Source organism: Glycomyces endophyticus, from assembly GCF_039531525.1.
GTDB lineage: Bacteria > Actinomycetota > Actinomycetes > Mycobacteriales > Micromonosporaceae > Glycomyces > Glycomyces endophyticus.
Map to the genome: position 1 here is coordinate 167,750 of NZ_BAAAQF010000006.1, position 15,035 is coordinate 182,784.

13 protein-coding genes and 1 tRNA gene are annotated in these 15,035 nt (G+C 71.8%); 5 read left to right on the forward strand and 9 right to left on the reverse strand.

Annotated elements, in window-relative coordinates; all coding sequences use genetic code 11:
- Nucleotides 1-52 precede the first annotated feature (52 nt).
- Nucleotides 53-649 carry an NAD(P)H:quinone oxidoreductase gene (wrbA, locus tag ABD419_RS10840; protein WP_344485798.1) on the reverse strand — a complete coding sequence of 199 codons (597 nt, stop codon included), beginning with the start codon at nucleotides 647-649 and terminating at the stop codon, nucleotides 53-55.
- 115 nt (nucleotides 650-764) lie between these two features.
- On the opposite strand from wrbA, the gene ABD419_RS10845 reads away from it, so the two are divergent.
- Nucleotides 765-1,694, forward strand: coding sequence for a carbohydrate kinase family protein (locus ABD419_RS10845; protein ID WP_344485801.1), 930 nt, complete (start codon nucleotides 765-767; stop codon nucleotides 1,692-1,694).
- A 39-nt stretch (nucleotides 1,695-1,733) separates the two neighbouring features.
- Here the strand turns inward: ABD419_RS10845 and ABD419_RS10850 are convergent, their stop codons facing one another.
- From ABD419_RS10850 to ABD419_RS10865, 4 genes are all read right to left on the reverse strand, one after another.
- A complete protein-coding gene (locus ABD419_RS10850; RefSeq protein WP_344485804.1) occupies nucleotides 1,734-2,915 on the reverse strand; it encodes a hypothetical protein in 1,182 nt (393 codons plus the stop codon).
- Nucleotides 2,916-2,981: 66 nt separating this feature from the next.
- Complete coding sequence (locus tag ABD419_RS10855) at nucleotides 2,982-3,821, reverse strand: glutaminyl-peptide cyclotransferase (protein ID WP_344485807.1); 840 nt, start codon at nucleotides 3,819-3,821, stop codon at nucleotides 2,982-2,984.
- A 146-nt stretch (nucleotides 3,822-3,967) separates the two neighbouring features.
- Nucleotides 3,968-4,843, reverse strand: a complete 876-nt coding sequence (locus ABD419_RS10860) for a putative RNA methyltransferase (protein WP_344485809.1) — start codon at nucleotides 4,841-4,843, stop codon at nucleotides 3,968-3,970.
- Complete coding sequence (locus ABD419_RS10865) at nucleotides 4,840-5,445, reverse strand: TetR/AcrR family transcriptional regulator (RefSeq protein ID WP_344485811.1); 606 nt, start codon at nucleotides 5,443-5,445, stop codon at nucleotides 4,840-4,842. Before ABD419_RS10865 ends, ABD419_RS10860 begins: the two co-directional genes overlap by 4 nt.
- Before the next feature lie 138 nt (nucleotides 5,446-5,583).
- On the opposite strand from ABD419_RS10865, the gene ABD419_RS10870 reads away from it, so the two are divergent.
- Complete coding sequence (locus ABD419_RS10870; RefSeq protein WP_344485813.1) at nucleotides 5,584-8,055, forward strand: glycoside hydrolase family 3 protein; 2,472 nt, start codon at nucleotides 5,584-5,586, stop codon at nucleotides 8,053-8,055.
- Nucleotides 8,056-8,120: 65 nt separating this feature from the next.
- Here ABD419_RS10870 and ABD419_RS10875 read toward each other — a convergent pair whose 3' ends face one another.
- Nucleotides 8,121-8,453, reverse strand: coding sequence for a YtxH domain-containing protein (locus ABD419_RS10875; protein ID WP_344485816.1), 333 nt, complete (start codon nucleotides 8,451-8,453; stop codon nucleotides 8,121-8,123).
- 228 nt (nucleotides 8,454-8,681) lie between these two features.
- Between ABD419_RS10875 and ABD419_RS10880 the strand changes: the two genes are divergently transcribed.
- The 3 genes from ABD419_RS10880 to ABD419_RS10890 all read left to right on the forward strand — a co-directional run bounded on the left by ABD419_RS10880 (nucleotide 8,682) and on the right by ABD419_RS10890 (nucleotide 11,268).
- A tRNA-Asn gene (locus ABD419_RS10880) sits at nucleotides 8,682-8,754 on the forward strand.
- A gap of 108 nt (nucleotides 8,755-8,862) precedes the next feature.
- A complete protein-coding gene (locus tag ABD419_RS10885; protein ID WP_344485819.1) occupies nucleotides 8,863-9,120 on the forward strand; it encodes a hypothetical protein in 258 nt (85 codons plus the stop codon).
- Nucleotides 9,121-9,684: 564 nt separating this feature from the next.
- Nucleotides 9,685-11,268: a TROVE domain-containing protein gene (locus ABD419_RS10890; RefSeq protein WP_344485822.1), complete on the forward strand. Its 1,584-nt coding sequence runs from the start codon at nucleotides 9,685-9,687 to the stop codon at nucleotides 11,266-11,268.
- A 54-nt stretch (nucleotides 11,269-11,322) separates the two neighbouring features.
- On the opposite strand, the gene ABD419_RS10895 is transcribed toward ABD419_RS10890, so the two are convergent.
- The 3 genes from ABD419_RS10895 to ABD419_RS10905 all read right to left on the reverse strand — a co-directional run bounded on the left by ABD419_RS10895 (nucleotide 11,323) and on the right by ABD419_RS10905 (nucleotide 14,849).
- Nucleotides 11,323-12,408 (reverse strand): epoxide hydrolase family protein, encoded by a 1,086-nt coding sequence (locus ABD419_RS10895; RefSeq protein WP_344485825.1) that lies wholly within the window; start codon nucleotides 12,406-12,408, stop codon nucleotides 11,323-11,325.
- A 75-nt stretch (nucleotides 12,409-12,483) separates the two neighbouring features.
- A complete protein-coding gene (locus ABD419_RS10900) occupies nucleotides 12,484-13,398 on the reverse strand; it encodes a LysR family transcriptional regulator (protein WP_344485828.1) in 915 nt (304 codons plus the stop codon).
- Between the two features lie 98 nt (nucleotides 13,399-13,496).
- Nucleotides 13,497-14,849, reverse strand: a complete 1,353-nt coding sequence (locus ABD419_RS10905) for a dihydrolipoyl dehydrogenase family protein (RefSeq protein WP_344485831.1) — start codon at nucleotides 14,847-14,849, stop codon at nucleotides 13,497-13,499.
- Nucleotides 14,850-15,035: the final 186 nt, after the last annotated feature.

Genomic DNA, 15,035 nt, shown 5'->3' on the forward strand with positions numbered 1-15,035 from the left:
CGGACGGCTGCGGGCCCCGGGGCGATGCGCCCCGGGGCCCGCCGCCGCGCCTTCAGCCGTGCAGCCGCCTCGCGATGTCCAGGACCCGGCGGGTCTGGATCGCCACCGCGGTGCGGTTCTTCTCGCTCACCGGACCCTTGAGGCCGATGTGGCTGGCGCCGTAGGGATTCCCGATCTCCACGTCGAACTGGAGCGGGTCGGTGTAGCCGGGGCTGACGATGACCGCGCCCCAGTGGTAGAACGTGTTGTTCATCGCCAGGATTGTCGACTCCTGGCCGCCGTGGCTGGTCTGGGTCGACGTGAAGGTCGACATGACCTTGTCGGCGAGCTTGCCCTGCTGCCACAGCGGACCGGTCATGTCGATGAACTGCTTGACCTGCGAGGTCGGCAGGCCGTACCGGGTCGGCGTGCCCCACAGGACCGCGTCGGCCCAGTCGAGGTCGTCGAGGGTCGCCTCCGCGACCTCGGCGCTGGCCTCGAAGTGGTTGGCCCAGGCCTCGTTCGAGGCGATCGCCTCGGGCGGCGCGAGCTCGGCGACCTTGCGCAGGCGGACCTCGGCGCCGGCGTCCTCGCCGACCGACGCGGCGGTCCTCGCCATCTCGTAGACGTTCCCGGTCTGCGAATAATGGATCACGGCCAGCTTGACCATTGCGTCCCCCCTATCGATGAGAATCGGCATTGACCCTGGCACAGCGACTGCCCTAAGGTTGCCTTCGCAACTCATTCCAGAGATTTCCGCAATACATTGCAAAGGAAGCAAATACATGCTCGACATCCTGGTCGTCGGCGGCGTCGGCGTCGACACGATCGTGCGGGTCCCCGAGATCGCCATCGGCGAGGGCGACTCCCTCGGCGTGGAGCCGATCCGGGACTACGTGGCGCACACCGGGAACGGGGTCGCGCTCGGCTGCCTGCGCCTGGGCCTGGCCACGCGGTTCATCGACTACATCGGCGAGGACGAGCAGGGCGCGCTGGTGCGCCGCCACTACGAGGAGCACGGCCTCGACTTCCGGTTCCTGGTCTCGCCGAACGGGACGTCGCGGTCGGTGAACCTCGTCGACGCCGGGGGCCGGCGCTACTCGTTCTACGACTACCGCCACGACCCCGGCCTGCGGATGCCCGAGTCGTTCTTCGGACCCCATGTGGCCGAGGCGAAGCACGTCCACGTGTCGATCCCCAACCACACGCGCGACGTGCTCGCGGCGATCCCCGAGGGCGTCACGGTCTCGACCGACCTGCACGGCTGGGACGGCGAGGCCGAGCACCAGAAGGACTTCGCGCGCCGCGCCGACCTGGTGACCCTCTCGGCCGCGCGCCTCGGCGGCGACCCGGAGCGGGCGATGCGCTGGATCGTCGACCACGGCCGGGCCTCGGTGGTGATCGCGACCGACGGCGAGCACGGCGGGTACGTCCTCGAACGCGGCGGGTCCGTGGAGCGGTACCGGGCGATCGACCCGGTCGCCGAGCTCGGCGCGGTCTCGCCCGAGTGGGCGTCGTGGGCGCCGGTCGACTCCAACGGCGCGGGCGACGCGTTCGTGTCGGGGCTGCTGTGGGCCCGCGGCCAGGGCCGCGACCTCGCGGCGGCGCTCGACGCGGGCCGGATCGCGGGCGCCTACGCCTGCCGCACGAAGGGCACGAGCACCGCGCTCATCTCCGCGGAGCTCATGGCCGCGAGCCTCGCGGCGCTGCGGTAGCGGGGCGCGGCCGCCGACCGGTGCCGGCGGCCGCGGCGCCTACTGCTCGGGCGGGCGGTTCGCGGTCATGGCCTTCGCGCGGGCGATGACGTCGTCGAACGGCGAGGGCTCGGCCGGGGTCCGGCGGACCGCGTCGCGGTGCTCGGGCTGGACCACCAGCATGAACAGGCACCCGGCGGCCGCGGCCACGACGGGCGCGCCGAGGCCGATCTCGGCGACGGGCCATGTCCCGGCGTGCGCGCCGGTCGCGATCATGAACGCCGCCCACACCGGGACCGCCCACGCGCCCGCGAGGACGATGAGGTCGCGGCGGCGGCGCAGCTCGGGGCGGATGAGCCAGACCAGGAAGTCGAGCCACGCGCCCGAGAGCAGGAAGACCCACACGTACGGGCCGTTCTCGAAGCCCGTCATCGCACCGGCCATGATGGACGGATAGGCGAAGACGACGGTGTAGAACCCGAACGGCAGCCGGAACCGGCCGGTCGTGAAGACCGCCAGCGCGAGCACGAGCACCGTCGTGAACACCATGCCCGCGACCGGAGCGCTGTCGAAGTGCGCGGCGCCGATCCCGGGGTGCCCGGCGAGGCCGCCCGCGGTGACGGCGGGCGTGTTCGTGAAGGGCACCAGGTAGTTCAGGAACAGCACGAGGGTCGCGACGAGGAAGCCGAGCGAGAGCGCGGGCGCGGCGAGGCGGGCCTCGATCGGGATCGGCTCGGGCTCGACCGAGAGGGTCTCGCGGCGCCAGGCCGAGAGCCAGGGCGCGAGCGCGATGAGGACGCCGCCCGCGGCGAGGCCGAGGTGGGAGGGGCTGAAGAAGATGTCGAGGCTCGTCTCGATGCCGAGCAGCTCGTGCCAGATCATGTCGGCGATCCCGGAGGCGAGGAACAGCGGGACGCCGATGATCGCGGGGCCGTAGCCGTGCGGCACGGCGGCCATGCCGGTGCGGCCGTCGGCGCGGTGGGCGCGCACGAGCATCCAGGCGATCCAGGCGGCGGTGGCGGCGAAGCCGGTGTAGAAGGCCAAGTGCCACCAGGTGAAGAACGATTCGGGCCAGTCGTGGGCGTGGGCGTTGACGTCGAGGATCAGCCCGCCGATGAACCACGCCGAGAACGCGGCGGTGGTGAGGTCCTGCCACCAGGCGGCGAAGAGGCGGGGCTGCCGGGAGTCGGCCAAGAGGTGCATCTTGTACTCCAGCAATCGGTCAAGGGGGGTGATGGCCATGAGGCCATCATGGCCCACCTCGACCAGCGGCGCAATCGCCGGATCGTCACGGTCTGCGCACTCCGGTCAGGACACGAAGCGGACGAGGAACATCTTGGGCCAGTGCTTCCCGGTCAGGTAGAACTCGCCGTCGCCCTCGGCCTTGGCGATGCCGTTGAGGACGTCGGCGCCCGCGGACTCCTCTTCCGAGAGCAGCCCTGACGCGTCGACCTCGGCCTGGACGGCGCCCGACTCGGGGTCGATCCCGATGATCTCCTCGGTCTGCCAGATGTTGGCCCACACCGTGCCGTTGCTGCATTCGAGCTCGTTGATGGAGAAGACGGGTTGGCCGCTCCGGTCGGCGACGGCGATCGTGCCGGTCTCCTCGAAGGTGGCCGGGTCGCGGAAGGTGAGGGTGTCGGAGCCGTCGCTCATGACGAGCCGCTCGCCGTCGTAGCAGATCCCCCAGCCTTCGCCGTCGTACTCGACGGTCTCGACGACGTCCAGGGTGACCGGGTCGCGCTTGTAGGCGTGGTGCTCCTGCCAGGTGATCTGCCAGATCGCGTCGTCGGTGAGGGTGAGCCCTTCGGCGAAGTCCTCGGCGGGGAGGTCCTGGGAGGCGAGCACCTCGCCGGTGGCGGGGTCGGTGATGCGGACGTCCGATTCGCCGTAGAGGCCGGCGCTCTCGTAGAGGACCGTGCCGAACTCGGGGTGCTCGGCGAGTTCGAGGCCCTGCGTGAAGGAGCCGGGGTCGTGGTCGTAGGTCTCCAGGACCTCGATGCCCGCGAACATGCTCGCGTCCTGGTCGGGGATCTCGCGATCGCCCTCGTCCGCCGCGGCGTCCCCGGTCGAGCATCCGGCGAGCGCCAGGAGCCCCGCCGCCGTGAGGGCGAGGCCGTGCCGGGCCGCCCGCTTCTCATCGAACATTGAACTCGTCTCCAGGTGGTTCAGGGGTGATGCCTCGTACCGTATCGGTCATGGCAAACGAGGACAAGAGTTCGATCGAAGCGTTTGCCGCGCATCGGGGGGAGACCGGGCCCGCGGCGTCGGAGGGGTCGGCTCGCAGGCCGCTCTCAGCCCTTCGGGCGCCAGCGGGTGACGGTCGCCGAGACGGTCACGTCGACGCGCTCGGGCAGGGCGGCCACGGCCGCATCGAGCTCGGCCGCGCCGTGGTGGCGGGCGCTCGGCCCCATCCCCACGAGCCGGCGGATCGACTCGTGTCCCAGGCCGATCGAATATGAGATCTCGTCGGCCGGCTCGGTCTCGAACAAGGAGCCGAGCTGGTCGGCGGTCCGCTGCGGTTTAGCGGGGTCGACGCTCAGCAAGTCCAAGGCGTCGACGAGTTCGCGGAGGTGGTCCAGCCGGGGGGTCAGGACCACCAGAGCGCCTCTTGGGTGGAGGACGCGTGCGATCTCGTCGGCGTTGCGGGGGGCGAAGACGTTCAGGACCGCGGCGGCGGCGCCGTCGCGTACCGGAAGTCGATTCCACGCGTCGGCGAGCACCGCGGCGAGCCGCGCCTGAGTTCCGGCGGCTCGTCGCGGTTCACCGTCTTCGGGCACCTCGCGCTTGGCGCAGCGGCGCAGCGCGTACTTGGAGGTGTCGAGGCCGATCCCCTCGCGCGCGGGGTCCTTCCCCAGGGCCGCGGCGAGGTAGTGGCCGGTGCCGCAGCCGGGCTCGACGACCGCGCCGGGGGCGTCGGTGACCGAGGCGGCCGCCACGGCCGCGAGCAGCGGGTCGTAGGCGCCGGAGGAGAGGAACTCCTCGCGGGCGGCGACCTGGTCGGCGGTGTCGCCGGTGGTCGCGTTCGAACCGGGCGCGAGCAGCGGCGCGTAGCCCTGCTTGGCGAGGTCGAACGAGTGCCCGGACGGGCAGGAGAGCCGCCGGTCGGCCTGGTCGAGGGCCTGGCCGCAGTTGGGGCAGGCGAGCGCGGCGAGCGCGGGCAGCGTCACGCGATCGCCTCGGGGTCGATCAGGCGCAGAAACGCGCGGAAGGATGCGGGCATGTCGACGCCTTCGGGTTCGTGGAGCCACTGGAACTGCAGACCGTCCATGATCGCGACCAGCAGCGGCGCGGCCTCCTCGGGGGTGAGCCCGGAAGGGAGCCGGTCACCCCACCGGCGGCGCAGGGTGATCGCCATGTCGCGGCGCACCAGCCGGTAGCGGTCGCGGAAGTACGGCCCGGCCGGGTGGTCCTCGGTGACGGACTCCCCGAGCAGCGCCGAGAAGGTGCGCACGATCGCGGACCGGTGCGCGTTGGCCTCGACCACGCCCACGGCCTGGGCGATCGTCATGGGCTCCTCCCCGATGACGCGCTCGCCGGAGTCCCACTCGTCGCGCATGGTGAGCACCGCGATCAGCAGGTCCTCTTTGGACGGGAAGTAGTGGAGGAGCCCCTGCTGCGTGAGCCCCACCTTCTCCGCGACGGCGGCGAGGCTCGCGCCGCGGTAGCCGCGCTCGGCGATGACCTCCATCGCGGCCCGGACGATCTCCTCGCGGCGGGCCTGCCCGCGGGCGCCGTGGCGGACGCCGTTCGGCCTCGGCGGGTTCGTCATGGGCGCGCCCCTTGGACTCGGTCTCGATGGCCCTCCAGCATAGATAATCACGATTCGATATCAGGCACTACCGGTCACTCGGTAGCGGTGGCAGACTCGTCCACGGCGCACCGCAGCGCGATCGAAGAGAGGCACGCCATGAGCGACTGGACCGTCCCCGCCGACCGGCCCGACTACGACGAGGCCGTCGAGGCCGCGCTCGCGAGACTGGACCTGGAGACCAAGGCCGACCTGCTGGCCGGCATCGACATGTGGCGCACCCTCGCCGCGCCCGCCGCGGGCCTGCGGTCGATGACCGTCTCCGACGGGCCCATCGGCGTGCGCGGGCGCTTCTGGACCGCCGCCGACCCGTCCCTTGCGCTGCCGAGCCCCACCGCGCAGGCCGCGTCCTGGGACCCGGCCCTGGTGCGCCGCATCGGGCACCTGCTCGCGGCCGAGGCCCGCCGCAAGGACGTCGACGTGCTCCTGGCCCCCACGATCAACCTGCACCGCTCCCCGCTCGGCGGCCGCCACTTCGAGGCGTTCAGCGAGGACCCGTACATGACCGGGCGCATCGCCGAGGCGTACGTCGCGGGCGTCCAGGAGCACGGCGTCGGCACCACCATGAAGCACTACGTCGCCAACGACGCCGAGACCGACCGGTTCACCGTCGACAACGTCATCGGCGAGCGGGCCCTGCGCGAGCTGTACCTGCGGCCCTTCGAGATGGTCGCCGCCGCCGTCAACCCCTGGGGCGTCATGACCGCGTACAACACGGTCAACGGCACCACCATGACCGCGCACCGCGAGCTCATGGACGTCCTCCGCGAGGAGTTCGGCTTCGACGGGTTCAACGTCTCCGACTGGGGCGCCGCCCGCCACACCGTCGAGGGCGTCGAGGCCGGCCTCGACCTCGCCATGCCCGGCCCGCTCACCGTGTTCGGCGAGCACCTCGTCGCCGCCGTCCGCGAGGGCCGCACCACCGAGGACGCCGTCGACGCGAACGTCCGCCGCATCCTCAAGCTCGCCGCCCGCGTCGGCGCCCTCGACGGCGTCGAGGCCGCGGTCGCCGGCCGCGTCGAGGCGATCGAAGACCCCGACGGCCTGCTCCGCGAGATCGCCCGCCGGTCCTTCGTCCTCGCCAAGAACGACGTCCCCGCCGGCGACGAGACCCGCATCCTCCCGCTCCACCCCGACGTCGTCCACCGCCTCGCCCTCATCGGCCCCGCGGCCGAGGAGGCCCGCATCCTCGGCGGCGGCTCCGCCACCGTCTTCCCCCCGCACGTCGTCTCCCCCCTCGACGGCCTCCGCGCCCGCCTCGGCGACCGCGTCGTCTACGCCCAGGGCGTCGACCTCTTCGAGCAGATCCAGGCCGCGAACCGCGGCTTCACGCTCACCGCGCGGCCCGTGAAGAACGACGGCATCGCGCTCCCCGCCGAGCCGCTCGCCAACGGCGACGTCAAGTGGATGGGGTACGTGCCCGGCGGCCTGAGCACCGACGAGTTCGCGTACGCGCTCCTCGAAGGCCGCTACATCGCGACCAAGACCGGCGAGCACGTCTTCGGCACCCGCGGCTTCGGGCACCACAAGCTCGTCCTCGGCGGCGAGATTGTCTTCGACCAGGACCAGGAGTACACCAGCGACGACCCGTTCGAGGCGTTCTTCGGCCCCGGCGTCGAGCGGGTCCGCCTCCACCTCGAGCAGGGCCAGGAGCTGGAGATCCGCCACGAGTTCACGCCGTTCGACTTCCCGCCCGGGTTCCCGCCCTCGGTCCTGTTCGGGCTCATGCACACCGAGCCCCGCCCGGACGAGGAGACCCTCATCGAGGAGGCCGTCGCCGCCGCCCGCGACGCCGAGATCGCCGTCGTCGTCGTCTCCACCACCGCCCTCACCGAATCCGAGGGCTTCGACCGCCGCGACCTGCGCCTCCCCGGACGCCAGGACGAACTCGTCGCCGCCGTCGCCGCCGCCAACCCGAACACGATCGTCGTCGTCAACACCGGCTCCCCCGTCGAGATGCCCTGGGCCGGCGACGTCGCCGGCATCCTCCTCACCTGGTTCCCCGGCCAGGAGGGCGGCAACGCCCTCGCCGAGGTCCTCCTCGGCGCCGAACCCGGCGGCCGCCTCACCACCACCTGGCCGAAGACCCTCGCCGACGCCCCGGTCACCGAGGTCGTCCCCACCGACGGGGTCCTCCGCTACGACGAGGGCGTCTTCATCGGCTACCGCGCCTGGCAGCGCCGCGGCACCGCCGAACCCGCCTTCTGGTTCGGCCACGGCCTCTCCTACACGCAGTGGGAGTACCGGTCCCTCGAGGTCTCCGGCCGCGAAGCCCGGGTGACGGTCGCGAACACCGGCGACGCGCGCGGCCGCGAGATCGTCCAGCTCTACCTCTCCCCCGACCCCGCGGCCGACGTCCCCGGCGGCATCGAACCGAACCGCCTCGCCGGCTTCGCCGCCGTCGAGGCCGACCCCGGCCAGGAGGTCGAGGTCGTCATCGCGCTCGAGGACCGCTCGTTCCAGTACTGGGACGAGGAGCGGCACGCCTGGACCGAGGTGGGCGGCACGTGGACCGCGAGGGCCGGAGGGAACGTCGGCGACCTCCCGCTCGCGTCCGAACTGAAGGCCTGACTGCTCGAGGGATAAGGAAGAGGGCCGGGACTTGGGATCCCGGCCCTCCTCGCTCGCTATGGAATTCAGAAACCGGGTGCGTCCTCGCGGATGGCGCGGTCGTTGCGGGCCGGGGTCGTGACCCCGGCGGAGTCCCAGGGCTCCGCCTTCGGGGGCTCGTCGGCGCTGGTCGTGAAGTTCTCGATGATCTCGCCGAACTTCGTGTCCTTGATCTTGTCCTGCGCCGCGTTCACCGCCTTGCCCGCCTGATTGCGGACCGACGACGCCACCTGCTGGACCTTGTCGTTGCCGGTGACCCGGCGCGTGTAGTCCACGATCTGCTCGTACCGCTCCCGGCCGGCCTTCGCCCCCAGGACGTACCCGACCGCGAACCCGGCTACGAGATACCACTTCCGCATGATGCTTGCCTCCTCCGGCCGACCCTCGGGCCGGACGCTGCCTTCGTCGACTGTGCGTCCCCGCACACAGCGGCCATTCTGCCGCATCCAGGGGTGCCCCGCCCGCTCAAGCGCGAAACGCGCTGCCCGATTCCTCCCGTCTCGGACCCACACCACACCCACCCCGGTGGCACCCGCCCCCACCGCTCCTGTAATCTCGTATCCGGTTCGCCGCACGGCAGAACACCTTCCCCAATAGCTCAATTGGCAGAGCAGCCGACTGTTAATCGGCAGGTTCTTGGTTCGAGTCCAAGTTGGGGAGCAGACACAGAAAGGCCGGTCTCATGACCAGCCTTTCGTCGTTCCTCCCCATCGGTCGGCACCGATCGCCGGGACCCCGAATCCGGGCCGCGGTCCATATGGTGGGGACATGAGGGAATTTGACGATGAAATCGAGAAGGCGGTCAAGCGCGCGGGAAAGGCCGCCGGGTGGATGTTCGCCATCGGCGTGCTGACCCTGGTGCTGGGACTCGTGGCGAGCTTCGGGCCATACGGGTTCGGGTTCCTGGTGGCACTGCCCGGGTCGGGACTGATGTTCGCCCTGGGCGTGATCATCAACCTGCAGGGCATGCAGCTCATGGAGACCTGGCGCCAGGGACGCCGGGACGCGGAGACCTCCGAGCGCTGAGAAGCCCGGGTGAGGAGGTCGACCGGTCTGCCCCGTCCGAACCGGGGCGGACCCCCGGTGAAATCTCAGTCGCCCAGAAGCTCTGGGGGCCTGTACATTGAGGAACGCATCTCCCGGTGCGCTGCCCGCGGTTCCTTCATTCGCATTGACTACACCGCAGGCGCTTCGATCTCGGGAGGGCCAAATTCGGAACGCGGTGTGCCCGGTGCGAAGGCAGTGGGTTCCTTCGGACCTGGAGGTTGCGGGTTCAAGTCCCGCCGTCGTGCGCAAGCGCGGCGCAGCTCGATCGGATCGAGCGCCAGGCAGCGTCCCGCTGTCGACTTCGACCTCGGGCACGCCGATTCCGGGTGCGGTCCCCTCCCGACCCCTGGGAGGCCAGACGTGAACAGCGAGCGCCCGGTGCGCAGGTGTGGGTTCCTTCACCTTCTCAGTGGAAGACCCGGGTTCGAATCCCGGACCGCCTACACGGGCGGTTAGCTCAGCGGCCTAGAGCAGATATGTGCTCCCGCGCCGATTTGTCCTCGGGCGCTCGCTTCTCCGTCTCGCCTTCGTCGGAAGGACCCCATGCCCAAGTTCAACAAGTCGACCGCCCGACCCGCCGTCAGCTCCCCGATTCACAGCGAGCCCGCACCCTCGGGCCGCACCCACGAGGGCGCACCCGGCTACGCCCGCGACGCCAAATCCGAGCTGTTCCTGCTCGCCGTCACCAACATGGTCGGCGAGGAGACGTTCTACGAGTCGGCGAGCGGGCGCGACAACCGGTACGCCGAGCTCGTGCGGACCGTCGCGATCGAAGACGCCGACTGGACCGCGCGGTTCCTCGGGTGGCTGCGGACCGGTGCGCACCTGCGGTCGGCGGCGCTGGTCGGCGGACTCGAAGCGGCTAAGGCCATGGCCGAGGGCGGTGTGCCCGGCGGCCGGCAGGTGGTCGCGTCGGTCCTCCAGCGCGCCGATGAGCCCGGTGAGGCGCTCGCGTACTGGACGACCGCGTACGGTCGCGCCGTCCCGAAGCCCGTCAAGCGCGGCATCGCCGACGCCGCCGTGCGGCTCTACACCGAGCGGTCGGCCCTGAAGTACGACACCGCTTCGAAGGGCTACCGGTTCGGCGACGTCCTCAACCTCGTCCACGCCTCAGCGGCGACCGACCGGCAGGGGGACCTGTTCCAGCACCTCCTCGACCGCCGCTACGGACGCGACGAGTCCGTGCCCGACAGCCTCCGGATGATCCTCGCGAACCGCGCCCTGCGGGCCGAGGCCCTCGACCGACCGGAGGCGCTGCTCGACCAGGATCGGCTCCGCAACGCGGGCATGACGTGGGAGGACGCACTCTCGCTGGCCGGTCCCCGGATCGACAAGGGCCGCCTGTGGTCGGCGCTGATCCCGAGCATGGGGTACATGGCGCTGCTGCGGAACCTGCGGAACTTCGACGAGGCGGGCGTCCCGGACGAGGTCGCCGCAGCGGTGGCCGCGACGCTCGCCGATCCCGCCCAGATCGCGCGGTCCCGGCAGCTGCCCATGCGGTTCCTCTCGGCCTACCGGGCGGCGCCGTCGCTGCGGTGGGGCCACGCCCTGGAGCGGGCGCTCGACCTCTCGCTCGCGGGCCTTCCGGAGCTGGCGGGCCGGACGCTGGTCCTGGTGGACACCTCGGGGTCCATGGCGATGGGGTTCTCGCGCGACGGCTCGCTCATGCGCTGGGACGCCGCCACGGTGTTCGGCCTCGCACTCGCACGCCGCTGCGAGGCCGCCGACGTCGTGTCGTTCTCGAACGACTGGCAGGGACGCCGGAGCACGATGGTGTTCCCGCCCAAGCGGGGCGAGTCGCTGCTGAAGTCGGTCGACCGGTGGAAGTCGGACGGGTACTTCATCCGCGGCGGCACCGACACGGCGGGCGCGGTGGCACGGCACTACGCGGGTCACGACCGGGTCGTGATTCTCACCGACGAGCAGGCGCACTACGGGAGCGATCAGGACGTCACGGCCGCGGTCCCCGCCGACCGCATGGTCTACACGTGGAACCTCGCGGGGTACCGGATGGGCCACGCGCCCTCGGGTACCCGCACCCGTCACACCTTCGGCGGCCTCACCGACGCGGCGTTCGCGATGGTCGGGCTCCTGGAGGCGGGTCGCGACGCCCGCTGGCCGTTCTGAGGCACGATCTGAGGGAGGGGCCGGCCGGATGATTCCGACCGGCCCCTCCTCGCGTCAGCGGAGGGTGTCGAAGAAGGCGGCGATGTCCGCGGTGATCTCGGTGGGGACCGTGTGGTGGAGGTAGTGGGAGTCCTGGGGGTGGACGGTCCAGGCGCGGAGGTCGGTGTGGTCGCGGGCGGCGAAGGCGCGGATGCCGTGGAAGTCGCCGGCGGCGCCGGAGAGGGCGAGGGGGGTCGTGGTGGGGGCGGTGGGGGGTTCGGCCTGGGCGTTCTCGTAGTAGAGGCGGGTGGAGGAGCCGGCGGTGCCGGTGAACCAGTAGATCGCGACGTTGGTGAGGACGAAGTCGTCGTCGACGGACTCGTCGAGGAGCTGGGCGTTCCAGCCGAGGAGGCCGGCGGGCGAGTCGGCGAGGGCGTGGGCGAGGGTCTGCGGCTGCTGGGAGTGCAGGGTGTTGAAGGCGGACTTGTGCTTCATGAAGTGGTCGAGGGTCTCCAGGGTCGCGAAGTCCTCGGGCGCGAGCGACTCGAACTCGGCGGGGTCGCCGCTGGGGAAGGAGAAGACCTGGGTGACGTGGACGCCGGCGACGTGGTCGGGGTCGGTGCGGCCGACCTCCGGCGAGATCATCGAGCCGGCGTCGTTGCCGGCCGCGCCGTAGCGGGTGTAGCCGAGGCGGGCCATGAGCTCGGCCCAGGCGCGGGCGACGCGCTGGTTGTCCCAGCCGGGCTCGGTGGTGGGGCCGGAGAAGCCGAAGCCGGGGATCGAGGGGATGACGAGGTGGAAGTCCGCGGCGGTGAGCGGTTCGACGACGTCGAGGAACTCGGCGACCGAGCCGGGCCAGCCGTGGGTGAGGATGAGCGGGAAGGCGTCCTCTCGTTCGGAGCGGGCGTGGACGAAGTGGACGTTCTGGCCGTCGATCTCGGTGGTGAACTGCGGATGCGCGTTCAGGCGGGTCTCCCAGGCGCGCCAGTCGTAGCCGTCGCGCCAGTACTCCACGAGACGCCGCACGCGGTCGGTGCTCACGCCGTAGGACCCGGGGATCTGGTCGGCGAAGCGGACCCGGGCGAGGCGCTCCTGGAGGTCCTTCAGGTCGGCGTCGGCGATGTCGACGGTGAACCGCTCGATGCGGTGCTCGTTGCTCATGCTTCTAGGATTTAGCAGGTCGCGGGCGCGATCAAGGGCGAAACGGAGCACGTGCGTGCTGCGTGGCAACACGATCTAGGCGTCCCGGGCGCACTCGGCGGCCGCGTCGGCGAACGCCTGGACGAGGGGGTCGCGGGAGGACCGCGGCCACACCAGGCGCACCGGCATCGGCGGCAGGCCGATGAGCGGCAGGACCACGACGCCGGGCCGGTGGTACGAGTCGAGGAGCGACGCGACCGTGAGGTGCGCGAGCGGCTGCTCGGCGACGAGGCGGAGCAGGTCCTCGGTGTACTCCGCGGTGACGCGGCGCAGCCGCAGCTCGCGACCGCCGGGCGTGGTCCGGGGGGTCCACGCGTCGCCGTACCACTGCGGCAGCCGGGGGTAGACCACCTCGTGGGCGGCGAGGTCCTCGACGTCGACGACCGCGCGCTCGGCGAGCGGGTGGTCGACGCCGAGCATCACCGCGCGTCGCACGTGCTGGACGGCCGGGCCGATCGCCAGGTCGGCCTCGGGCGCGACCTCGACGGGCATCCACGTGGCGAACACGTCGACCTGCCACGTGGGCCGGCCGCCTTCGAGCCAGCGGAAGAGGTCGGTGGCCGGCGCCGCGCACTGGACGACCCGCGCCTGCGGGTGCGCCTGCTCGAACGCCTGGACCAGCGCGGGGGCCAGCTTCTCGGGGAGCGTGGTGGCGAAGCCGACGCGGATGACCTTCCCCGCGGGGTCGGCCGCGTCGCGGACCTCGGCCAGCGCCCGCTCGATGCGCACGTACGCGGTGCGGAACTCGGCGAACAGGTGCTCGCCGGCGCGGGTGAGGCGGACGGTGCGGCTGGTGCGCTCGAACAGCGCCGCTCCGGCGCGGCGTTCGAGGGTGCGGATCAGCGCGCTCACTCTGGAGGTCGACAGCGCGAGCCGCGCGGCGGCGCGGCCGAAGTGGAGCTCCTCGGCGACGGTGAGGAACGCTTCGATCTCTCGCATCTCGAGGTTCACGTGCGGCAGTATGCGCGCGCCCGGGCCGGTTCGAGCGGTTCCCGAACGCAATCGAACGCCGCCGGACCGGATGCCGGCGGCGTTCGGGTGCGGTGGTGTCAGAGGCGCGAGAGCGCGTCCTCCACGGCGCGGTGGAACGTCGGGTAGGCGTAGATCATGCGGCGCAGGTTGGCGATCGGGGTGCGCTCGTGGACGGCGAGGGTGAGCATCGAGAGGACCTCGCCGCCGGTGGGGCCGGCGGAGGTCGCGCCGACGAGGACGCCCCGGTCGGTGTCGGCGACGAGCTTGACGAAGCCCTCGTTGCCGGTCTTGTGGATCCAGCCGCGGGAGGAGCTCGGGATCTCCGAGACGGAGGTCGCCACCTGCAGTCCCTGGTCGCGGGCCTGCTGCTCGGTGAGGCCGACGGCGCCGACCTCGGGGTCGGTGAAGGTCACGCGCGGGACGGCGTGGTACTCGGCGCCGGCGTTGTCCTTGCCGAGGACGTGGTCGGTGACGATCTTGGCCTGGTACATCGACATGTGCGTGAACGCACCGCGGCCGACGATGTCGCCGATGGCGTAGACGCCGTCGGTCAGGCGCAGGTGCTCGTCGGCGTTGAGGGAGCGGCCGGTCGCGTCGACGCCGACGGTGTCGAGACCGAGGTCGCGGATGTTGGGCCGGCGGCCGGTGGCGACGAGGAGGCGGTCGGCCTCGACGGTGACGGTGCCGGCGGTGACGGCGAAGCGGTCGCCGTCGTGGGCGACGGAGTCCACCGACGCGCCGGTGTGGACGGCGATGCCCTCCTCGCGGAAGACCTTGGCGACGAGCTCGCCCGACTCGGGCTCTTCGAGGGCGAGCAGGCGGTCGGCGGCCTCGAACACGGTGACCTGGGTGCCGAAGCGCGAGAACGCCTGGGCCATCTCCAGGCCGATCGCGCCGCCGCCGAGGACGATGAGGGACCCGGGGGCCCCGGTCGCGGCGACCGCGTCGCGGTTGGTCCAGTAGGGAGTGTCCTTGAGGCCGTCGATCGGGGGGACGGCCGGCTCGGTGCCGGTGTTGAGGATGATCGCCTTGGCGACGGTGAACTCCCGGTCGCCGACGCGGACCGCGCCGGGGCCGGTGATGACGGCCGCGCCGCGGACGAGGCGCCCGCCGGCGTCGGTGAAGCGGTCGGCGGCGACCTGGTCGTCCCAGTCGTCGGTGGCCTCGCCGCGGATGCGCTGGGCGACGGGCGCGAAGTCGGGCGTGACCTCGGCCGTGCCGCCGAGGTCGGCGACGCGGCGGGCCTCGGCGAGCGCGTCGGAGGCGCGGACCATCATCTTGGTGGGGATGCACCCGTAGTAGGGGCATTCGCCGCCGACGAGGCGGCGCTCGACGCCGACGACGTCGAGTCCGGCCTTGGCGAGTTCGGCCGCGGCCGACTCGCCTCCGGGGCCCATGCCCACCACGACCACGTCCACTTGCTCCGCCATGTCCGGCTCCTCTCGTCCGTGTTCGCGCCCAACCATACCGGCGGGCGAGGGCACCGGTGCCGCTTACGGGACGCCCCGGTTTTTCCGAATCGTAAGGTTCGAGAAGGCATGGAACGTGCGCGAATCGGGTAGTGTCGCGTGAGCGCCGGGCCCGATCCCCGGTGCATGACCGGTCGGCCGGGCGAG